At 37.3% G+C, this 22625-nt stretch carries 12 protein-coding genes and 2 pseudogenes; 10 read left to right on the top strand and 4 right to left on the bottom strand.

Annotated features, from left to right (window positions below):
* Positions 1 to 17: 17 nt before the first annotated feature.
* Both OZP08_RS08450 and OZP08_RS08445 read left to right on the top strand, forming a co-directional pair.
* The gene (locus tag OZP08_RS08450) at positions 18 to 455 is read left to right on the top strand and encodes a DUF1896 domain-containing protein (RefSeq protein WP_268849184.1); all 438 of its coding nucleotides are present in this window, start codon (positions 18 to 20) and stop codon (positions 453 to 455) included.
* Positions 442 to 5769, top strand: coding sequence for an N-6 DNA methylase (locus tag OZP08_RS08445; protein ID WP_281323471.1), 5328 nt, complete (start codon positions 442 to 444; stop codon positions 5767 to 5769). Before OZP08_RS08450 ends, OZP08_RS08445 begins: the two co-directional genes overlap by 14 nt.
* A 21-nt stretch (positions 5770 to 5790) precedes the next feature.
* Here OZP08_RS08445 and mobC read toward each other — a convergent pair whose 3' ends face one another.
* Genes mobC through mobA form a run of 3 tightly spaced genes read right to left on the bottom strand, consistent with a single transcriptional unit; the run spans position 5791 to position 9580 of the window.
* A complete protein-coding gene (gene mobC, locus OZP08_RS08440) occupies positions 5791 to 7824 on the bottom strand; it encodes a conjugal transfer protein MobC (RefSeq protein WP_281323470.1) in 2034 nt (677 codons plus the stop codon).
* 12 nt (positions 7825 to 7836) lie between these two features.
* Complete coding sequence (gene mobB / locus OZP08_RS08435) at positions 7837 to 9141, bottom strand: conjugal transfer protein MobB (protein ID WP_281323469.1); 1305 nt, start codon at positions 9139 to 9141, stop codon at positions 7837 to 7839.
* Position 9142: 1 nt separating this feature from the next.
* Entirely contained in the window at positions 9143 to 9580 is a 438-nt protein-coding gene (gene mobA / locus OZP08_RS08430; RefSeq protein ID WP_281323468.1) for a conjugal transfer protein MobA, read from the bottom strand.
* 690 nt (positions 9581 to 10270) lie between these two features.
* Between mobA and OZP08_RS08425 the strand changes: the two genes are divergently transcribed.
* Genes OZP08_RS08425 through OZP08_RS08415 form a run of 3 tightly spaced genes read left to right on the top strand, consistent with a single transcriptional unit; the run spans position 10271 to position 12085 of the window.
* Positions 10271 to 11038, top strand: coding sequence for a ParA family protein (locus tag OZP08_RS08425; RefSeq protein ID WP_268849182.1), 768 nt, complete (start codon positions 10271 to 10273; stop codon positions 11036 to 11038).
* A gap of 4 nt (positions 11039 to 11042) precedes the next feature.
* A complete protein-coding gene (locus OZP08_RS08420) occupies positions 11043 to 11450 on the top strand; it encodes a DUF3408 domain-containing protein (protein WP_268849181.1) in 408 nt (135 codons plus the stop codon).
* Between the two features lie 2 nt (positions 11451 to 11452).
* Positions 11453 to 12085 carry a conjugal transfer protein TraD gene (locus tag OZP08_RS08415; protein WP_281323467.1) on the top strand — a complete coding sequence of 211 codons (633 nt, stop codon included), beginning with the start codon at positions 11453 to 11455 and terminating at the stop codon, positions 12083 to 12085.
* A gap of 16 nt (positions 12086 to 12101) precedes the next feature.
* On the opposite strand, the gene OZP08_RS08410 is transcribed toward OZP08_RS08415, so the two are convergent.
* Positions 12102 to 16757, bottom strand: coding sequence for a protein NO VEIN domain-containing protein (locus tag OZP08_RS08410; protein ID WP_281323466.1), 4656 nt, complete (start codon positions 16755 to 16757; stop codon positions 12102 to 12104).
* Positions 16758 to 16974: 217 nt separating this feature from the next.
* On the opposite strand from OZP08_RS08410, the gene OZP08_RS08405 reads away from it, so the two are divergent.
* From OZP08_RS08405 to OZP08_RS08385, 5 genes and pseudogenes are all read left to right on the top strand, one after another.
* Positions 16975 to 17280 carry a DUF4134 domain-containing protein gene (locus OZP08_RS08405; RefSeq protein ID WP_281323465.1) on the top strand — a complete coding sequence of 102 codons (306 nt, stop codon included), beginning with the start codon at positions 16975 to 16977 and terminating at the stop codon, positions 17278 to 17280.
* Positions 17281 to 17291: 11 nt separating this feature from the next.
* Positions 17292 to 17624, top strand: coding sequence for a DUF4133 domain-containing protein (locus tag OZP08_RS08400; RefSeq protein WP_281323464.1), 333 nt, complete (start codon positions 17292 to 17294; stop codon positions 17622 to 17624).
* A pseudogene (locus OZP08_RS08395) lies at positions 17621 to 19702 on the top strand (TraG family conjugative transposon ATPase); the annotation flags it as partial. The gene OZP08_RS08400 and the pseudogene OZP08_RS08395, both read left to right, overlap by 4 nt.
* A gap of 553 nt (positions 19703 to 20255) precedes the next feature.
* On the top strand, positions 20256 to 22067 hold the full coding sequence (locus OZP08_RS08390) for a reverse transcriptase domain-containing protein (RefSeq protein WP_281323463.1): 1812 nt from the start codon (positions 20256 to 20258) through the stop codon (positions 22065 to 22067).
* Positions 22068 to 22171: 104 nt separating this feature from the next.
* Positions 22172 to 22612: pseudogene (locus tag OZP08_RS08385) on the top strand (TraG family conjugative transposon ATPase); the annotation flags it as partial.
* Positions 22613 to 22625: the final 13 nt, after the last annotated feature.

Here is a 22625-nt window from a genome sequence, read left to right as displayed (position 1 = left end):
CCTAATAATAAATAATTATGCCTGCAGAAAAGAATAAAATGTCCTATTATTCACTAAGATTAAAGGAATTACTCAATACTAGTTTTCCTGAGCTATCTGGAAATAAAAATTTTATAGACAGACGTGGACAATTGGCAGCAAAAGTATATAATGATGCTTTCATCGCTGGAAATACAATTGAGCAATGCAACAAGATTGCGGAACATGTTTTATTTGAAGGATTACATTTTTCAAAATTCGATATCGTGTTTAAAGTCGTTTGTAATGAGTTCGATACCATAATGGCTGATGAAGAACTGCGACCTTTCGCATTAAAAATGTTACCTTTCTGTAGCGTTCTATTTGAGCAATATCAACTTACTGATAACTTTTCAGACAGCCCTGAATATGAACTGCTCTATACCGAACTCACCGGGACTATTCAAATTTGGATAGAAGACAATGGCCTTCAATAAGAAAGAACATTTAAAAAAGAATATAGAGGCGTTGCAACTTGTTTTTCAACTGGAAAAGGAAAAACGTCAAGCTACTGAAACCGAACGGGAATTACTCAGGCAATACAGTGGCTTCGGTGGCCTTAAATTTATTCTCAATCCTGTCGTTAAGCCTGAAGATATTAGCCGTTGGGTAAAATCCGAACAAGATTTATTCCCACTTACCCAAGAACTTTACCAACTTATACAAGATAATGCTGATGATGAAAAACAATATCATCGTTACATTGAAAGTGTAAAAAATTCAGTCCTGACTGCTTTTTATACCCCTCCTCCAATTATTGAAGCCATTGCAAATTCCTTGCAGGAAAACCAAATAAGGATCGGACGCTTCTTAGAACCTTCAGCAGGAACAGGATTATTTATACAAGCCTTTAACGGTAAAAAAATATCACATATAGCTGCATATGAAAAAGATTTACTCACAGGAAAAATAGCAAAACAGCTTTATCCAGATAACAACATCCGCACTGCTGGATTTGAAGAAATCCCAGATAGAGAGAAAGAAAGCTATGATGTTATTGCCAGTAATATCCCATTTGGTGACACCTCCATATTTGACCTTTCTTATATACGCAGCCAAGATCCCGCTCGCATACAAGCTGCCAGAAGTATTCATAATTATTTCTTTTTAAAGGGGATAGATATACTTCGTGATGGTGGAATATTGGCATTTATTACCTCACAGGGTATTCTTAATAGTACCAAAAATGAATCAATACGCCAGTCATTGATGCAAAGCTGTAACCTTATCTCAGCCATACGTCTGCCAAATAATTTGTTTACCGATTACGCCGGGACTGAAGTTGGAAGTGATTTGATAGTACTTCAAAAAAACAATGCTAAATTAAGACTTTCTGAAACTGAGCAACAATTCTGCAAAACCTATATAACTTCTGATAATATCACAAGTAACTTGCTGTTTGAAAACCCGCAACGTGTAGTACATACCTCATTGTATAAAGGAACGGATCAATATGGCAAACCTGCATGGATTTATAAGCATAAAGATGGTGTTGAAGGCATTGCAAAAGATTTAAAAGACATTTTATCTCGTGATATTTCCAATAATTTGGATTCACAATTATATAACGGACATCATAAGATAGAATCTGTTACTCAATTTCCAATAACTAATCCTATTATAATTCCTGTTGAAATTACACAAGAAGCACCCGATAAAAGTATATCTGTAGTTACCGCAAGTTCTTCAGAAATGTCACAATTGAGCCTGTTTAGCTTATATGAAATCACGCCGGATATAAAAAGAGCACCACTAAAAAAGAAAACTATTCAACCATCGAAACAAAAAGTAGTTTCATCTATCCGTCAGGGAAATTTATTCGATTTAACCATTAGTCAAAATGACACAACACCATCATTCTCAAAAGAACATAACAGAGAAAACAAGCCCATTTTGGGAGATCTATTTTCAGATAGTACCGGGTCACAAAATATAAACGCTAAGGAATTACGTATTTATACGGACAAACTTCAGTCTTTTTACCGAAAGAATTGTCTGGTGACATTCAAAGGCAATGTCGGTTATCTTACCTCCATAGATTCCGAAGAACAAAAAGCGGAATTTGAGCCACTACCACTCCCCCCTACACAAAAAATACGGGCAGAATCCTATATTCAGGTACGTGATGCTTATCTGGAATTGTATCAGAAAGAAGCCGAACAGCAAACCGAACATACACACGAAAGGGAAACATTCAACCGTCTGTATGATGTCTTTGTCAAAAGATTTGGAAACCTGAACAACACCGAAAACATCCAATTAATCAAAACCGATAGTGCAGGAAATGAAATCCCTTATCTGGAACGTGTGGTTGGTGGTGTGATTCACAAATCGGATATCTTCCACCATCCGGTCAGTTTTTCAGTTAATACACTGACAGCTAATAATCCCGATGAGACATTGGCCGCATCACTCAACAAGTATGGGATTGTCGACTTAAATTATATGACGCGAATCAGCGGATTATCAATTGATAATCTGAAAGAGAGCCTGGAAGGACGTATTTTTTATAACCCTTTGGAAAATGAGTATGAAATATCGGAGCGATGGGTTTCAGGAAATGTGGTGGAAAAAGCACTGGAAGTACAGAACTATTTAGAGCAAAATCCTGAAGATCTGCAAGCCCGGGATAGTCTTTCCGCTCTGCAACAAGCGGTTCCCAGACGCATTGAATTTGAAGAACTGGATTTTAATTTAGGTGAGCGCTGGATACCCACGGGTATTTACAACCATTTTGCCTCCCATTTGTTTGATACCGATGTGCGGATTCATTACACAGAAAATACAGACGATTTTTCAATTAATTGTGATACCAAAAATATCCGCATAACGGAGAAGTATGCTATAAAATCGCAAAGTCGGTCCTATGACGGAATTGCTTTGCTTAAACATGGATTGGTAAACACTACACCTGATATTACCAAGAAAGTAATGCATGGTGATCAGGAAATAAAGATTCGGGATATGGAAGCAATCCAGATGGCCAATACAAAGATTGATGAAATCCGTAAAGCGTTTTCTGAATGGCTCTATGCTCAAAACGATGAATTTAAGAAACGTCTGACTGATAAATACAACGACACCTTTAACTGTTTTGTCCGTCCCCAATATGACGGTAGTCATCAGAATTTTCCCGGACTGAACAGAAAAGCGCTGGGGATTGAAGACCTGTATTCCAGCCAGAAGGATGCGATATGGATGATCAAACTAAACGGTGGAGCAATATGTGATCATGAGGTTGGCGCGGGAAAAACACTTATTATGTGTATTGTCGCCCAGGAAATGAAACGCTTGGGATTAGCGCATAAACCGATGATTATTGGACTCAAAGCCAATGTTCACGAAATAGCCGAAAATTACCGCACAGCGTATCCACATGCTAAAATTTTATATCCAGGCAAAGAAGATTTTACACCTCAAAAACGTCTGCGTATCTTTGGAGATATTAAAAACAACAATTGGGATTGTATCATTCTGACTCATGACCAGTTCGGGATGATTCCACAATCACCTGAAATGCAAAAAGAAATATTACAGATAGAGTTGGATAGTGTTGAAGAGAATCTTGAAGCATTAAAGGCACAGGGCAAAGAAATATCAAGAGCCATGCTTAAGGGAGTTATTATTCGAAAACAAAATCTGGAGGTCAAACTCAAAACACTGCAACATGATATTGAAAACCGCAAGGATGACATAGTCGATTTTAAAATGATGGGCATTGATCACTTATTGGTGGATGAAAGCCATCGATTCAAAAATCTGATGTTCAATACCCGCCATGACCGCGTTGCTGGACTCGGTAATATGCAGGGAAGCCAGAAGGCATTGAACCTTTTGTTTGCCATTAGAACTATACAAGAACGAAGCGGAAAAGATTTAGGGGCTACTTTTCTTTCGGGCACCACTATAAGCAACTCGCTGACCGAACTTTATTTATTGTTCAAATACCTACGCCCGCAGGCACTGGAAAAACAAGGCATTAACTGTTTCGATGCATGGGCAGCTATCTATGCAAGAAAAACTACCGATTACGAATTTTCAGTGGCCAACAATATCGTTCAGAAAGAACGCTTCCGATATTTTATAAAAGTACCGGAACTCGCTCAGTTTTACACAGAGATTACAGATTATCGGACGGCAAAAGATATTGGTATTGATCGTCCACAGAAGAATGAAATACTGCATAATATTCCACCAACTCCACAACAGGAAATATTCATCCAAAAACTGATGGAGTTTGCCAAAACAGGTGATGCAACACTATTGGGAAGAGCAAAACTATCTGCATCCGAAGAAAAAGCAAAAATGTTGATCGCTACCGATTATGCCCGCAAAATGTCTTTAGACATGAGAATGATCAGTCAGAAGTATGATGACCATCCGGACAGTAAAGCTTCCCATTGTGCAGCAAAGGTGGCAGAATATTACTATCGCTTTAGTGCCCAAAAAGGAACTCAATTTATATTCTCCGATCTAGGAACCTACAAACAAACTGAGTGGAATGTGTACTCGGAAATCAAACGCAAACTAGTTGAGGATCACGAGATCCCTGCACATGAAATAAGTTTTATCCAGGAGGCAAAAACCGACAAGATGCGTAAGGAGTTCATAAGTTCCATGAACGAAGGGAAAATCAGAATACTGTTTGGATCAACCGATATGCTGGGAACTGGTGTCAATGCCCAGAAACGTGCAGTTGCCGTACATCATTTGGACACACCTTGGAGACCAAGTGATTTAGCCCAGCGGGATGGCAGAGCCATCCGAAAAGGCAATGAGATTGCCAAATTTTTTGCAGATAACAAAGTAGACGTGATCATCTATGCCGTTGAAAAATCTTTGGACAGCTACAAATTTAACCTACTGCACAATAAACAGTTATTTATAGATCAGCTCAAAAACAATAGTCTTGGTAAACGTACCATTGACGAAGGCGGTATGGATGAAAAATCAGGAATGAATTTCTCGGAATATGTCGCCATTCTTTCCGGTAATACCGATTTACTGGAAAAAGCCAAATTGGAAAAAAAGATTACTTCTTTGGAAAGCGAAAGACAAGCTTTTATTCGTTCCAAGTCTATGTCAAGGTATAAACTTGAAAATAGTATGGCAACCCTTGAATCTGCAAAATCCTTGCTAAAAAGAATGTCCATCGATTGGAAGAATATTGAAAAACGCATCCAAAAGAATAAGGATGGTACTGTATTGAATCCGGTTCAGCTCATTGGATTATCTGAGGATGTTGATATAAAACAGATTGGCCAAAAACTGAATCTCCTTGCTGAAAAAGCACGTACAGAGGGACAGTATGAGCAAATCGGCACATTATACGGATTTACACTTTTGGTTAAAACAGAGGTATCCCAAAAAGAAGGAATTACAATCAGAGATAATCGTTTCTTTATACAAGGCGAAGGCAATATCAAATATACCTTTAACAATGGACAGATGGCGACCGACCCTAAACTGGCCTCTATGAATTTTTTAAATGCATTAGAAAAACTACCGGGATTGATAAGTCAAGAACAGAAGAAGATAAATGAAATTGAAAAAGATATCCCTGTCCTTGAAGAAGTAGTAAACACGATATGGACTAAAGAGCATACGTTAGGGGAATTAAAAAATGAATTAGCTGCAGTGGAAAGGGAAATACAACTGTCCATTACACCTGAACAACAATTACAGGAACCTGAACAAAATCCACAAGAAGATCAAATAGCGCCGCCTCTTCAGAAACTGAAAATCTCCTGATTACAACCCTGAAAAGTGTATTTATTTAGGAGTATCGCCTTTTTTATCATCTGACTTTGTCTTTGGTATCAAATGCAGTAAATCCGGATCATTTTTAATTCGCTCTAGTTCATCCGACACTATTCCAATAATATCCTGTTTGATTTGTTTATAGTTAGCCTCAATCTCAGCCTTCATCATATCTTCTCCCTGTTCATTTACAAAAGAAAGTATCTCCGGGATTTTCTGATAGGTTTTGGTTTCAGCAGCGACTTTTTCATTATCTACCACAATCTCCGCATGAAAAATCTTTTGTTCGATACGTTCATCAAAATTATCGGAAACGGCTCCTACAAACATTCCCTGAGTTAGGGTAGAAATTTTGGAAGCCGGTATAAGGCTTTCTAATTGTGTGGAAATAGAAGTTGATTTATCATTCCGATTGATAGTCATACTTTGACGTCGCTGCAATATTTTACCAAAACGTTCTGACAGGCTTTTGGCTGTTTCACCTACCACCTGTCCGCTAAAAATATTCCCTACCGTATTTTGAATTACTTTACTTTCTTTATCCCCATAATCCCTCGTCAATTGAGAATAATCTTGAAATCCTAAACATACTGCCACCCTATTGCTTCGTGCAGTAGCAATCAAATTGTCTAACCCTCGAAAATATATGGTTGGCAACTCATCTATGATCACCGAGCTCTTGAGCTGTCCTTTTTTATTGATGAGTTTTACAATTCTGGAATTGTACAATCCAAGAGCAGCGGAATAAATATTTTGCCTGTCAGGATTATTGCCCACACAAAGGATTTTGGGCTCTTTGGGATTATTGATATCCAGGGAAAAATCATCCCCAGTCATCACCCAATACAACTGTGGTGAAATCATCCTTGATAAAGGAATTTTAGCGGAAGCAATCTGTCCTTGTAATTGGTCCTGAGCGCCTCCCTGCCAGGCATCCATAAATGGGGAAAGATAATTCTCCAATTCTGAATAGGTGGTCAGAATTGTAAAGACATCTGCATATTTTTTGTTGAGCAGTTCAATAGCGTGAGGAAAAGTACAGTACTTTCCATTATCATAAATTTTTAAAAACCAAATAATGGCTGCCAAAAGGATAATTGGGCTTTCGACGAAAAAATCACCCTGCTTTTGTATCCAAGAACGGTTTAAATTAAGCATAATGGTATATGCAGACTCATAGGCATCGGAGATGTCGGTCATAAAATCTGGATTGATAGGATTACATCGGTGACTTCTTCTTGGATCATCAAAATTGATTACATAAAACTTTGGTTTGACTTTATACTTGTCTGTATGTTTCAATAGGTGGTTGTAAGCAATGGTAGAAAGATCATCAAATTTAAAATCATAGATATACATTGAAAAGCCTTTTTCAATTTGTTGTTTAATATAGTTGTTTACAATGGCATAGGATTTACCGGATCCGGGTGTACCCAGTACAATAGTTGCTCTAAAAGGATTTACAATATTGATCCAGCCGTTATGCTGTTTTTTCTGGTACCAGAATTTGGTGGGCAGGTTGACAGAATACTCATTTTGCATCAACTGGGTTTCCTGCATAAAGCTTTCGTTTTCAGTATTAAAAACATCGTCCATGAGGTTGTTTCTAAGTAATCGACTCATCCATACACCTGCCATAAGTAGGGCAATATAGCCCAAACCTAAAGTAAAAATATATAAAAACGTACCCATTTCTACGGGAAGCTTAAGTAACGGAGTATTGAGAAAGAAAAAAACGAAGCCTACTGTGAGCGCTGTATAGATCTTTCTCCATGTAATCTTTTCGTTTTTCACGCCTTTACTGCCCAAACAACTTAGTGCCAAAAGAACCAAAGCAAATAGCTTCGTATACAGCGTATGGGAAAATAGTCCAGCCGTTCGCTGAAAGTTTTTCAATATTTTATCAATAATAGATAATGTCCATTGTTCTTCTTTAAAGAATCCATAACAAAACCAATAGCAGTGCATCAGCAACAATAAAATACTGACTGCTCTCATAAACTCCATAATCTTGGCTAACCCTCTTAAGTCATCTTCTCCTTGCATAGCAACTGTTTTTTAATTATTGTTATTGTTTCTTCGTTTTTTCTTTTTCCTCAGTCGATCTGTAAATGCTTGTTCTTCATAATCATCTACCTGAGCTTCGGGAAGTAATCCGCCGAAACCTTCTATACTACTATTTTCACTATTTAAATTAGGAGAAATTTCATTTCTTAGAAAATCAAATAAATCGTGTAGCTTGTCAATTGGTAGATTCTCGTATGATGCTCTAGCTAAAGTCATTTTTATATCATCAGTGTTTTTGACTTGCGGTCTTTGCCCTTTATCCCACCAATCGTTGAATACATTGGCTGAGAGTTCTTTCCCTAAACGAGAACCATTCCATACAGTTTTGGAATTGTGATCAATAAATGTAATTCCATAAATTCGGCCCCTATCATTCCGACGAATAACAACATTAATACCTTTTTCAGAAAGCTGTTTTTTAAAATCTTGCTCACTTGTGGTCACTTGCAGGGTCGTTTCAATTGCTTTTCTAATTGTAGGTCTCGCATCATTTTCTTTAAGTAGCACTTTGGACGCTGCAAAATGATTTTGAAGCTGAATATATCCTGCCGTTTTTCCAAAAAGGGATGCTTTAAAAGGGTTACTTGCTTTTTCTCCACTTTCATTCAAGGCAAAATAGACCACGCCTTGTTTGGGCTGTCCGTGAAGTTCTCCCTTGACCTCTTCTGCAGTAATATTGAACAAGGATAGCAAAGCATTGTATTCGCCCATACTTTGGAACTGATAGAATTTAGGTAGATACCGTACTACAGAAGCAACCTGGCTTTTAATATCATTGGTTTTGTAATTCACTGGGTGGAATACATTCTCGTTTTGTTTGTATACTTTGTCTGTTGCGCAGACTAAGCCGTATTTTTCTTCCAATTCACGACATAACTGCATCGAACGTTTACGCTCGTAACTGTCTGAAATTTTCTTACCTTCTTCATCTACACAGACCGAAACGATATGAATGTGGGTACGTTCAATATCGGTATGCTTGAACACTACAAAAGGCTGCTCGCCGTATCCCATTTTTTGCATATACTCTTCTGCAATAGCAGTAAATTTTTCATCATTTACTTTATCCTTTGGATCCGGGTTCAAGGAAATATGTAGTACTGTTTTCTCCGTTTTACGATTCGCCAGCAAATAAGGCTCAAAAGAGCGGAGCATTTGAGCAATAGAAAAATGTCCATCAGGTGTTTCCAGCATTTTATGGGTAAACAAAATCTGTGCATTTTCTTTCTCAACTTTGAGTTGATTATAAGAAAGTACACCTGTCAAATTTTGTCCTCTGCCAATTTTAGCCACCATATCAGTCGCTTTTTTTTAGATTCTTTGTTTCAAATTCTTCTGTAAGCTGAATGATTTGCTGGCATAATCCTGCCATTTCAGTTGTATGCTTTTCAAGTTTATAGAGATAAGCAGCAGCTTTTTTCTGCGAAAAATTGCGATAAAGCAGCTTAACAATCTGGTTATAATTTACTCCGATTGAGCGGAACTGACCGTATAATGTGGTCAAGCGCATATAATAATCCATAGTGGTCTTGTCAACTTTGATTGTTTTAATGGTCTTCTGAAAAATACAAGCAGTGATAAAATGTGCCATTACACTCATTCCTGACTGTTCAAAAAGAGAAAGAAAACGAGCGTTTTCTTCAGCGTTCAATGAAATGGAATATCGAAATACGGCCGGATCCTTTTTAGGATTGCGTCCGGATTTCCCTAATTGTTTTTTATTGCTTTGGTCCATATAAATCCAGTTATAATATTATAAAAACATCGACTTTGGAGAATGTTTTCAGCTCCCAGCGGGGCAAGTTGTTTTGAGTAGCGGAATTCATTTCGAGCAGCTCAAAACACAACTTGCTCCTTTCGGGTGAAAGGAAAATCCGCCCTTCGGGACGGATTAAAGTTAGCAGGGAAAAACGGCCTTTAGCCGTTCCGGTTGCAACCCCAAAATTGATGTGAAGCTTTTATCTGTTCAACAGATTAAAACCTTTACAAAGTAAAGTCCTGAAAATGGAACCATTGCAGGATGAACCACAGCTAAAAAGCGCCACCTAAAGACAATTTAAGACAGCTTGATATGAGCAGGTATGTATCTGCATTTCTTTGTACAAGCATTTAAGCTTTGTGCTATATATACCATCGTAATTGTATAGCTACATAAATACATATAATGGTAGCTAAGGACTTGAAATCATAGGTAGTCAGATCCCTATATGCAAATGCACGAGATTATACATGCTAGTATTTGAATAGATTGCTTTCTACTTGTGGACGGACAATTATGCAGCGATAGAGACATAGATAGTTGTTGATGTATGGAAATAGAACTATGTGCAGATAAGAAGATATACAAATACGCGCAGGGCTATATCCATACATGGGATGATAAAAAACAATGTAAGCAAATATGTAATTATAAACAGTTATACAAATGAAGACAAAACACAGAACCCTATTTATTACCTTCTCTTCTCAAAAAGGAGGTGTTGGCAAAAGTACATTTACCGCAATTGCTGCCAGTATATTACATTACAGGCTCGGCTATAATGTAGCCATATTTGATTGTGATTTTCCCCAGTACAGTTTAGAAAAAATGCGTACCCGTGATATGGCTACTGTCATGGAAAACGATGTATTCAAGCGGATGGCATATAAGCAGTTCACCACCATCAACAAAAAGGCTTATCCTATTATGAAACATAAAGCCGAAGGTCTTCTTGAAGCTGCATATGCCTTCGCAGAGTCGTCGACAGTTCCCATTGATGTTATCTTTTTTGACCTTCCCGGAACGGTGAATACGCCTGGGATTTTAAAAGCTTTAGCAGGAATGAACTATATTTTTACACCTATTACGGCTGACCGTTTGGTCATGGAAAGTACACTCGTTTTTACACAGTTGATGACGGACGTAATCATGAAAAAGGGAGAAACATCCATAGAAAATATTAGCTTATTTTGGAATCAGGTGGACGGACGTGAACGCTCATCCTTATATGATATTTATAACGGGCTCATTAGCGATTTGGGATTGAATCTTATGCAATCACAGATTATGAGCAGCATGCGTTTTCGCAAAGAAAGTGAAGCTGATGCTAAAACCGTTTTTCGCTCTACTATATTGCCTCCGGACGAACGACTAATGAAAGCCTGTCGATTTGACCAGTTTATGACGGAGTTTTTAAAAACAATCCAATTGTAGTACTATGCAGAAAGATGAACAGAAAAAAGCGACACCTGAAATCGACGAAGAGCTGATGATGACGATAATGGAGGATGGCGTGAAAAAGGAAGGTATGCAAATTCCCCGGAAACAAACAAAAGAGCCGGAACAGGAAAAACTGTTAATCAAAGAACGAAGCAAGACAAAAAAGATAATTGAAACGGATTATGAAAAAGTATTTTTCAAAAGAGTCGAAACCAATGCCCGCAATGGAAAATCTGTATATATACGTCCTGATTTTCATGAAAAGATGTCCCGTATCATACAAGTTATCGGTGAAGATAAAATAACCATTTATGCCTATCTGGATAATTTGTTAGAGCACCATTTTCAAGAGTTTGGAGAACAGATTACTAAGAGTTATAATGATAAGCACAAACCAATTTTTTAGCCATGGAGATAGTGATTGTTATATGTCTGCTGATTGTCATTGTCCTTTTATCAAAGGACAAGATTATCAAAAAAAAGGTGATTTCAAAACAAGAGCGGCCGCCATTTGTAAATCCCAATCTACCAGAAATAATGGGCATTCCTAAACCAAAGAAAAGACTTTTAATGCCAAGTATTGCCTCAAATAGCCAAAACGCAGACTTGGTAAAAGAGATTGATAATTTTGAATCAGAAATCGAAGAAAACGATTTTGATATTGAAATTCCGCAGGAAGAACTGGACTATATTTTCAGAAATATGCCTGATTATGAGGAAGAGGAAGAAGAATGGAACAGGTACGGAATATCAGGTGGGGATTACGGTTTTGCCCAAGGGGTTACCTTTGAAGAACTAAGCTCCGTGGGGGTGCTACTGCAAAAAGAAAAATTGGAGTCATCTCAAAAGGAAACAGCGATTGCTATTGTTCAGAAAGTACAGGGAACCGAATTATTCAGTCTGCTGGAAAATTCCATGGAAAGTGCCTCCCGTAAGATAGCTCAGCTATTGGACGGAAGCATTTCTTCTGAAACCGATGCCAGTTCTTCCACTTTGCGGAAAAATGATTTGGAAGATTTTGATATTGGGGATTTTATCTGAAAACTGCTAGAGAAAACTACACATTTATTTCTTTAAACCTAATTTCAAAGTTTCTGTAAATGGCAGAGAATTTACTATTTGAGAAAAAATCTTCTCCATCAGCAAGTATAAAGAGATTACCTAAATCTCTGATTCTCCTTTGAGAATTATCCATTATTTGGGTTACCAAAATGAGCTTATAAAAGTTCCCTTCCTTATGGGCCTTTTCGATCTCATATTTTGTAATCTCAAATGTATCATAAATGTCACCTTTACCTTTTACTTCAACAAAATATTTGTTGCCTTCACTGTCTAAATATTCAATATCATAACCTAGACCATCTTGCCCTTCTGGATTATAACCTGAATGTGCTCTGTAAATCTTACTTGCGTATTTTGAAACCCAAGTAACTTCATCATACATAGTTTTTAGCTTTTCATAAACAACCATTTCCGCAATTAAACCTAAGCGTTTTTTGAATTGATCATTTGCACCTCCATCAAATCTCCTCCCATTTCCTGCTGAACTATTTCCATTTCCAGAGGTAACATCAACGTTTTGAGTTGAAACTTCCTCTATCTCCGTATCAGTTTGGTTACTGAATTCATTTAGGAAATCTTCTAATTCTGATTCACTATCTAGTGTATTATTTCCTTTTTTCAAAGTGGACAACCAATCTATAAAACTATTTCTCAATGAATCTACCTCATTGAAATACAACAAACTTCTCACTTTGTTATCAGCCAGAAAAACATCAAGGTTTTCATCTGTAAAGTCCACGGATGCCAATTTATTTTCTAATAGTTTACGGTTCATGGAGTAAATCACAATAGGGTCAAAATGATTAAAATCATTATTTAAATCACTAAGTTTAATTTCCAGAAAAGGAAATTCACCCAATAGTGCTTCTAAAAAGAATTGCTCAACATTAAGTTCAAGCGTATTTAAAGGAATCGAAAATTTAAAATTTATTTTAAAATTATCGAGGTGGTTTTGGTAAAGGCATTTTTCCTCCTTAATTTGTTTACTAAGATGTTCATGTAATAAAGCATTAAAACCTCTCTCAAATTTATTTTTTATTTTCAACAATCTGTTCTGATATATATATCTAAAATCAATCTTTGGAAAAATGAATTTATTGATGTCATTTAAAGTAATTGAAAGCAGGCCTAGAAAATTTGTAAGGACAAGAATATTTGAACTTTTACTAGTCTCTGTAAAAACAAATTTATTTTCAATTTCCTGAACAATTGCCAATTCAATTTCAAGTATCGCAGATATTTTTTTTAAATTTATTTGGTTTTCGATGAACAAATTTTCTCTAGTCTGTATTCTTTTTGCTGATAGAATAGCTTCCCAAAATTTCTGGTTTGGTGTAAAAATAAAATCATTCAACTTGTCACGGATTTCATTAATCCGTTCTTCCGTTATATCATAACTCTTAAGGTAATCGTACTTGTTATTAGTATTTAGAAAATTAAGTAAATTAGCAGTGAAATTGCGCAAGTCACGATCCAAAATGTTGATGAAAAATTCATTGACTGCTTCAGCAATCTGTTTGTTTCGATTCATTGAGCTATGACTAGGTCCCAAATGAATATTGAACTCAGAATCGATAAAATGGCTTACTGGGATTAGCATTTTTGGCGAATTACCAACAGAAATTTCAACTTCTAAATTTTCCTTTTCCAGTACTCTAACAGCTTTAATTTTACCAAAATGTTTACTAATCGCATCGCCAAGGTGCGATTCTAGCAGTGCAACAAATTCAGGCAGCAGTTCATAAAAAGACACTAAAGTGTGTGTTCTAATAATTTCTGTATCAACGATTTTTTTTTCAATAGACCTTGAAAATCTTTTTCCGATTCTGCCGGCAATCTTACCAAAAGTGTTTTTATCCCTGTTAGTGAAATGTGGCTGAACTTCTTTTTTAATTCCATTCGGAAGCAAATCATAACCAGGTTTGTCATCTATGTAAAATATTTGATGTGCAGCACTCCAGCGTGGTGTTTTTGTTGTTTCATCAATACTTAGAAAGTTAGTTTCCTTTAGTTGATCAATACTGTCTTCTATGGCAGGATTTGTATCGTAGAAATCAACAAGCTTACCAAGAATACGATTATAGAAATTTATAAAATCTTTTCCCTCTGGAATCACTGTTTTATACCTTACGAAAATATTATTTAGAAGTTTTTTAAAATTATCAATTGAATTACCATTGAGATGAACTAATTCAATTTCCCTAATAAAATCTTTTCCTAAACCATAATCCATTGGTAATAGCCTTAAAAAATTTCTTATTACCTGATTGTGTGCTTGACTGAAATCAAAATGATTTATACCAACAACTTCACTGACTGAATATCCATCATCTTCTCCCTCAAAACATATCCATTTTTCATTCGAGAGAACTTCCACGAATTGACTCAATTTTACTGATGCTTCTTTATTTACATTTCTCCAATTACTAGTGTTACTGCAATACAGTAATTTTGGAAGTAAATCATTTTGAATAAAAGACTGATAGATAATCCAATTATTTATGATCATACTTGTAAACCAAGTGTTGTAATAAACTGGTATATCTAAAACACGATCATTAAAAACGTAAAAAGGTCGTGCTGAAAGGCCAGAAAAATTTTGTATTTTACGATCTCTTTTTTCTTTAGTTCTTATTATTATTTGTTTCGTTATTACATAGATGGCAGGAATCTGCCACACACCAAACTTCTTTAAAAATTCAGTAGTAAGATTTATGTCATTTTGTTTATTTTTCCATACTAAAACGGAGTCATCAACAAAATTCCCATCAGGATAAAGCTGTTTCAGGTTTTCACTTTCAAAATATATGGGATTGGTGAGTGGAGATAGCCATTTTCCACTATCTTTTATAGGCAAAATAATCTTTTCTCTTATTTCTAAGTCTGATTTTACATCTAGGTCGTTGATATTAAAAAGTGCATTAAGTAAATCAATATTTGGGACAGAGTTCTTGTTAAACAGTTTTAGCAGACGTCTTACAAGTTCATAAGTGTTAAATTCAGTGATACCTGTACGACTTTTTCCTTCTCTAAAATCACTTATGACTATATCTTTATGTATAAAATGAATCTGTTTTTGAATACTATTTGCCAATTCGATTGGTCTTTGCTTACTCCCTTTTCCTCTATAAAAAACGTCTTCTTCGCTAGAAACCAGCTGCCAATTGTTAGTAAGTAAAACTTTTTTTCCTGTCAGGTCTAACCCTTGGTGCTTGCTTACGTAATTGTAAAGATTTTGAAAGAACTTTACTTTCTTTTGCTTTAACTGCCGCTTGCATTCACTTTCAATTTGGTTGGCGATATCATCATAATGTAAATAAGTGATTTTAAACTCATCGCATAGCCAATCTTTCACTTCCTTATCATCTGTATAGATCAAAGTTTTATCTCCTAAATTCCCATCGGGGAAAAGTCCTTTGTCGAACCCATCGGCAACCATTATTTCTGATGGACGAAAATATCTTTTTGTTCGGCTATCATAAATAAATTTTTGTGTTTTCAGTTCAGCTACCACGCTGTCGTACAATATATCTAATTTTGCGTCTTTATTCCTTTTGAAACAAAGTACTCTATTGGTATTAATTTTAGTAGATTTGAGTTTGGCAAGCATTTCATTTCCAATATATTTTCCAATTGAAAAAAGAAGAAAGTCATTTAATTTTGATTCTCTTAAAGCTTTCCTTTCAGGGTTTACAATAAAATAGCTGTGAATAATAAAGCGAAAACCCGAAGTTATTTGCAAAGGATAAAAAAGGTAGAGTTTTGCTTGTTCTATCGGTTCTATTTGTCCATTTTCTCCTTGTTTTAAAACAATATTTACATCGACAAAACCATTATTAGTGAATATCTCTTTTTCTGTTCCCTCTAAAGACTGAATTACTTCCTGGGAAATTTCAATTTTATCGACTGGAGAGTAGTATTTGTAATTAATTATAGTGCTGTCATTCTTGTGAACTTCAATCAGATTCTTTTTAGAGTTTTTATTAATTAAAAAACTTGTAACATCCGTGCCAAACTCAAATTTTAATGTTTGGATATTACCTAGAAGAATTAATTGCTCAGCTTGAATTTTGGAAAAATCCGTAATGATTTTTTCTTCTGTAATCTCTTTTTTAAGAGGCATCGCCACTTTTGTCACAATCCCTTTTTCAATTTCAACTTCTGAGAGTTGTTCAGTATCAAAATGTGGAAAATGAAAAAGAGGAACATCTTCTAATTCCAATTTTTGCTCTGCAAATTTTTTAATAGTGGTCTTTCTGTCAAAATAAACAGCTCCATATTTGGTTATTATTTTAGGATTTTCAGTTATTTCTTTTATTGATTTAAAGCCTATTCCCTTGAAGCCTATATAATCTTGACTGTGTTTTGTACTTTTTCCTATCCTAGTAATTCCTTCCTCAATTCCTTTTTGACTAAACCCGGCACCAGTATTTGATATGTAAAGTGTATTATTAAGAATAGTGATAAAGATTTCACCATCCATATTCAGTTCTTTATTAGCATCTCGCACATTTTGGATTAACTCAAAAAAATACCTCCCTTCGTATGCTTGCTGTAGATATTTTTCTGCTTGGGCAATATCACCTAATCCAGCAATAGAGGTTCCACTTCTATCTATAAATAAGGTATCTAATATTTTTTTAAGGTTCATTCAGATTCATTTAAGTGGTTTCTTAAAAGTGGAACTTTGAAGTGGTTTAGTTCAAGAGTCACCTGTTACAAACATAAGAAAAAACTTTATTAACTACCTCTTTAAGCCAAACAACTCCTCTCAAAGACACATCATTATTACATCTGCTGTTCTCCGATAGATTTGCTTAAAAACCTGAAAAAATCAGGAAAAAGTAATAATCTAATTTATTCAAATCATGGAGAAACTAACAAAAAAAAGAGGATTATCAGGTCTTCTGCTTCTGTCAGCTTGTGCAGCACTTGCTCAAGGCAACGGCACTGCGGGTATCAATGAAGCGACCCAGATGGTAACATCCTATTTCGATCCGGCCACACAGCTCATCTACGCCATTGGAGCCGTGGTTGGCCTTATTGGCGGTGTTAAAGTGTACAACAAATTCAGCAGCGGAGATCCCGATACCAGTAAGACCGCCGCAAGTTGGTTTGGAGCCTGTATCTTCCTGATTGTAGCAGCTACCATTCTGCGTTCCTTCTTCCTTTAAAAAATTGATATATGAACAATTACAATATCAATAAAGGTATCGGAAGAGCAGTAGAATTTAAGGGTCTCAAAGCACAATACCTGTTCATCTTCGCCGGCGGATTACTTGGAACACTTATCCTAATCATGATACTTTATATGGCCGGGGTTAATTCCTATATCTGCCTGTTTCTCGGAACCGGCGGTGCTTCACTGATAGTATGGCAAACCTTCTCCCTTAATAGAAAGTATGGAGAACACGGACTGATGAAGGTAGGTGCAAAAAAAAGGCATCCTCATTACATCGTCTGCCGCAAGCCTGTACACCGCTACCTCAAATTCACCACTAAATCCAGTGCCGTATGAGAAATGCAGCAAAAGCCACAACACTGGAAAGCAAGTTCCCTCTACTGGCAGTTGAGAATAATTGTATCCTGTCAAAAGATGCAGATATAACAGCATGTTTTCAGGTACAACTGCCAGAGCTTTTTACAGTAGCATCCGCCGAGTATGAAGCAATACATTCCGCCTGGCATAAAGCCATCAAAACTTTACCAGATTTTACAGTTGTCCATAAACAGGATTGGTACATTAAGGAAAGTTACGCCCCTGATTTGTCAGAAGACGACCAGAGTTTTTTAGCAAAATCCTATCAGCGTCATTTCAATGAGCGCCCGTTCCTGAACCATTACTGCTACCTGTTCTTGACCAAGACCTCAAAGGAGAGAATGCGTTTGCAGAGTAATTTCTCATCGCTTTGCAAAGGTTCACTTATACCAAAGGAAATTAGGGACAAGGAAGCAATCCAGCGCTTTATGGAAGCGGTTGCTCAGTTTGAGCGTATTATCAATGACTGTGGATTTGTCAAACTAAAGCGCCTGAGCGAAGATGACATAATTGGTACGGAAAGGAAACAAGGATTACTCGAACAGTACCTAACACTTTCACGAGAAGCCGGAACACCATTACAGGACATCTCACTCGGAGGTGAAGAGGTACGTGTCGGCAACAAAAGATTATGCCTGCACACCTTGTCAGATACAGATGATTTGCCCGGAACGGTATCGGCAGATACCCGCTACGAAAAACTGTCTACCGACCGCAGCGACTGTCGCCTTTCATTTGCCGCCCCAGTTGGATTGCTGCTCAGCTGCAATCATATTTACAACCAATACCTGTTTTTGGATAACAGCGATGAGAGTCTGCAAAAGTTTGAGAAGTCCGCCCGAAACATGCACTCACTGGCCCGTTACAGCCGAGCCAACCAGATCAACAAGGAATGGATTGAGCGTTACCTGAACGAAGCACATTCTTTTGGACTGTCTTCGATCAGGGCGCATTTCAATATCATGGCATGGTCGGAAGATTCCAGCGAACTCAAGCAGATAAAGAATGACAGCGGCAGCGCACTGGCATTAATGGAATGCAAACCGCGCCACAACACTACCGATGTTGCTACTCTATATTGGGCGGGAATGCCTGGCAATGCGGCTGATTTTCCAAGTGAAGAAAGCTTTTATACCTTCATTGAACCGGCATTATGCTTCTTCACCGAAGAAACCAACTACCATAATTCACCGTCGCCTTTTGGCATCAAGATGGCAGACAGGCTCACCGGCAAACCCATCCATCTGGACATTTCAGACCTGCCAATGAAACGTGGAATCATCACCAACCGCAACAAGTTTATACTTGGTCCTTCAGGAAGTGGTAAATCTTTTTTTACCAACCACATGGTGAGGCAATATTATGAGCAGGGTGCACATGTCCTGCTCGTAGATACCGGTAACTCTTATCAGGGATTGTGCGAACTAATTAAAGGCAAAACCAAAGGAGAAGACGGGGTCTATTTCACTTATACCGAAGACAATCCCATTGCCTTTAACCCTTTCTATACCGATGATGGAGTATTCGACATTGAAAAGAGAGAAAGTGTCAAGACCCTGATATTAACCTTGTGGAAACGTGATGATGAACCGCCAACCCGTTCAGAAGAGGTGGCATTGTCCAATGCAGTTAGCGGTTATATCGAACGTATCAAACATACTGATGTGTATCCTTCTTTCAATGGCTTTTATGAATACGTTCAGGGCGATTATCGCAAGGTGCTGGAAGAAAAACAAGTACGAGAAAAAGACTTTGATATTGCCAATTTTCTCAATGTATTGGAACCTTATTACAAAGGCGGCGAGTATGATTACCTGCTCAATTCCGATAAGCAGTTAGACCTGCTTTCCAAACGCTTTATCGTGTTTGAGATTGACGCCATCAAAGACCACAAAATCCTCTTTCCGATTGTGACCATCATTATTATGGAAGTCTTTATCAACAAGATGAGAAGATTGAAAGGCATCCGCAAACTCATCCTAATTGAGGAGGCTTGGAAAGCCATTGCCAAAGAAGGTATGGCAGAATACATCAAGTACCTTTGTGCGCCCGTAAAGGCGGCTTAATAAATATCTCTGTGGCAAGAGATTAGGTTAGTGTTCTTTGAAAACCTATCATCAACCGACTTATCTGGAAAGGAAACTAGACAGGGAGTGTAGCATGTCGGTAAAGTCATAAGTCAGTCAGCTATCCGACTGCTACTGAATGGCGAGATGAAAAGATGGATATGAGGATAAAATCCGAATTGATTGAATAATAGTCCGAGCGGTTCCACTTGAAACTATGGTGTAAGATAGCTGTCAATCGCCATACTGTAATACTTCTTCAGTGAATAGGTATGAAGAAAGCAAGAACTTATTACAGCGCAGTCGCAGTAAGCGTACAAAGGACGGAAGTTGTATCCGACAATCCATCATGCCAATAGTTATTAAGCCGTAAACGGGGATTACCTAAATCGGAACGCCGAAAGGCTATGAGAGTCTAGCCTTCTGAATATCCGACATGGTAACGGAGCTTCCGTAGTAGTCCGAGCAAGGGAAAGCCTTGTACATGGCGAAGGGAAGCAGCTAATTTTTATTAATACAACTAACGGAAAATGTGAGAGACATTATGAGAAATCCAGAAAGAGTATTAAACAGTCTAATGGAACACAGTAAGATTACAAGCTACAGGTTTGAAAGACTTTACAGAATTCTGTTCAATGAAGAGATGTTCTATGTTGCCTATCAGCGTATTTATGCAAAAGAAGGTAATATGACAGAGGGTTCAGATGGTCAAACTATAGACAATATGAGTCTTTCTCGCATTGAGAAACTGATAGCTTCATTGAAAAATGAAAGCTATCAGCCCCAGCCATCTAAGAGAATTTACATACCGAAAAAAAACGGTAAAGTGAGACCTCTTGGCATACCTGCTTTCGATGACAAGCTGGTGCAGGAAGTAACAAGGATGATTTTGGAAGCTATCTATGAAGGGTATTTTGAATATACCTCGCATGGCTTTCGTCCCAATCGTAGCTGTCATACCGCACTGGCTCAAACTCAAAAGTCATTCAGCGGAGCTAAATGGTTCGTTGAAGGAGATATAAAAGGATTCTTTGATAATATCAGTCATGATATACTGATAAATATTTTAGAAGAACGTATCTCCGACGACAGATTCATAAGGCTTATCAGAAAATTTCTGAATGCAGGGTATATCGAAGATTGGAAATTTCATAAAACGTACAGCGGAACTCCGCAGGGAGGTGTTGTCAGCCCGATACTGGCAAACATATACCTCGACAGATTAGACAAATACATGAAAGAGTATATCAAAAACTTCGATAAAGGGGAAAAACGCAGACCAAGTAGAGCCCGTATGGACTTTGAAAATGCAAGAAAGAAAACTGTGAGAAAACTAAAGTCGGTAGAAGACGAAAGTGAAAGAACAATTTTAATCCAAAGGATTAAGGCAGAAGATAAGGAACGTGCAATGTTCCCTAGCTGTGATGAAATGGACACAGATTACAAAAGATTGAAATATGTCAGATATGCAGATGATTTCCTAATCGGGATAATTGGCAGTAAGCAAGACGCAAAAGATGTTAAGGAAGATATTAAAAATTTTCTTGACCAAAAGCTCAAACTTGAACTGTCGGATGAGAAAACGCTCATTACCCATACGGAAGATTCAGCACACTTTCTCGGCTACGAAATCTTTGTCAGAAAATCCAATGCACAGAGACGGGATATAGCAGGTCGTTTAAGAAGAACCTATGGAAAACGGGTTTATCTCAAAGTGAGTACAGAAATAATGAGGAACAAATTACGGGACTATGGAGTATTGGAATTCCGATACCAAAATGGGAAGGAAATTTGGAAACCGAAATGCAGATCTGGACTTATATTCAATGACGACCTTGAAATCCTCGACCGATACAATCGGGAAATAAGAGGTTTCTACAATTACTACGCTATTGCTAATAACTGTTCTGAACTACACAACTTCAGATTTATTATGGAATACAGTATGTATAAAACCTTTGCTGGGAAATATAAAAGTTCAACGAGAAAGATAAATACCAAGTATCGTACGAATGGAAAGTTCACAGTAAGGTTCACCACTAAATCTGGAGCAGTGAAGGAACGATACTTTTACGACTTGGGGTTCAAAAGAAAAAACCCGATGACAGATGCAGGCTTTGATATTATGCCCTATCCCATCTTTGATGCAGGTAGGACAAGCCTTATAGACAGGCTCAAAGCTGAGAAATGCGAAATATGTGGAGCTACGGAAAAGCTTGTGATGCATCATGTACGAAAACTCAAAAACCTTGAAGGTAAAAAGAGTTGGGAAAGACACATGATTGCGAGAAGAAGAAAAACCGTAGCGGTATGCCATAGTTGTCATCAGAAAATCCATAACGGAACATTAGATTGATAAAATTAGTGGAGAGCCGGATACGCGGAGACGTGTAAGTCCGGTTCGGGGGCGAGTGTTTGGAAACCTAGCGTAGTAATACGTCAAGGCGCTGGATGCTTAGCCTACTTAAGACTGTCCGCAAATTCTTTGGAGAAGCAATTGTAGTAACACAGGAAGTGGATGATATCATCCAGTCGCCTATTGTAAAAGAAAGTATCATCAACAACTCCGATTGTAAAATCCTTCTCGATCAGCGCAAGTACATGAATAAGTTCGATGACATACAAGCAATGCTCGGCCTGACTGACAAAGAAAAGGCACAAGTACTTTCCATCAACATGAACAACGATCCTTCAAGGCTTTACAAGGAAGTATGGATTGGACTTGGAGGTACGCATTCCGCAGTATATGCCACAGAAGTTAGTTTAGAGGAATATCTCGCATACACCACCGAAGAAACAGAAAAAATGGAAGTGATGCAACTCGCATCGGAATTAGACGGCAATGTAGAACTCGCCATCAAGCACATCGCTATGCAAAGGCGGGACAAGGTAAATCAGTAATAATTAACAATTA

The sequence above is a fragment of the Flavobacterium aestivum genome (genome assembly GCF_026870175.2).
Taxonomy (GTDB): Bacteria; Bacteroidota; Bacteroidia; order Flavobacteriales; family Flavobacteriaceae; genus Flavobacterium; species Flavobacterium aestivum.
This window is presented reverse-complemented; position numbering and strand designations above follow the sequence as displayed.

Excerpts from the sequence above, each read along its gene's own strand:
- OZP08_RS08425 (WP_268849182.1), top strand. The coding sequence starts at position 10,271 with ATGAAGACAAAACACAGAACCCTATTTATTACCTTCTCTTCTCAAAAA.
- OZP08_RS08405 (WP_281323465.1), top strand. The coding sequence starts at position 16,975 with ATGGAGAAACTAACAAAAAAAAGAGGATTATCAGGTCTTCTGCTTCTG.
- mobA (WP_281323468.1), bottom strand. The coding sequence starts at position 9,580 with ATGGACCAAAGCAATAAAAAACAATTAGGGAAATCCGGACGCAATCCT.
- mobB (WP_281323469.1), bottom strand. The coding sequence starts at position 9,141 with ATGGTGGCTAAAATTGGCAGAGGACAAAATTTGACAGGTGTACTTTCT.
- OZP08_RS08450 (WP_268849184.1), top strand. The coding sequence starts at position 18 with ATGCCTGCAGAAAAGAATAAAATGTCCTATTATTCACTAAGATTAAAG.
- mobC (WP_281323470.1), bottom strand. The coding sequence starts at position 7,824 with ATGCAAGGAGAAGATGACTTAAGAGGGTTAGCCAAGATTATGGAGTTT.
- OZP08_RS08390 (WP_281323463.1), top strand. The coding sequence starts at position 20,256 with ATGAGAAATCCAGAAAGAGTATTAAACAGTCTAATGGAACACAGTAAG.
- OZP08_RS08415 (WP_281323467.1), top strand. The coding sequence starts at position 11,453 with ATGGAGATAGTGATTGTTATATGTCTGCTGATTGTCATTGTCCTTTTA.
- OZP08_RS08410 (WP_281323466.1), bottom strand. The coding sequence starts at position 16,757 with ATGAACCTTAAAAAAATATTAGATACCTTATTTATAGATAGAAGTGGA.
- OZP08_RS08400 (WP_281323464.1), top strand. The coding sequence starts at position 17,292 with ATGAACAATTACAATATCAATAAAGGTATCGGAAGAGCAGTAGAATTT.
- OZP08_RS08445 (WP_281323471.1), top strand. The coding sequence starts at position 442 with ATGGCCTTCAATAAGAAAGAACATTTAAAAAAGAATATAGAGGCGTTG.
- OZP08_RS08420 (WP_268849181.1), top strand. The coding sequence starts at position 11,043 with ATGCAGAAAGATGAACAGAAAAAAGCGACACCTGAAATCGACGAAGAG.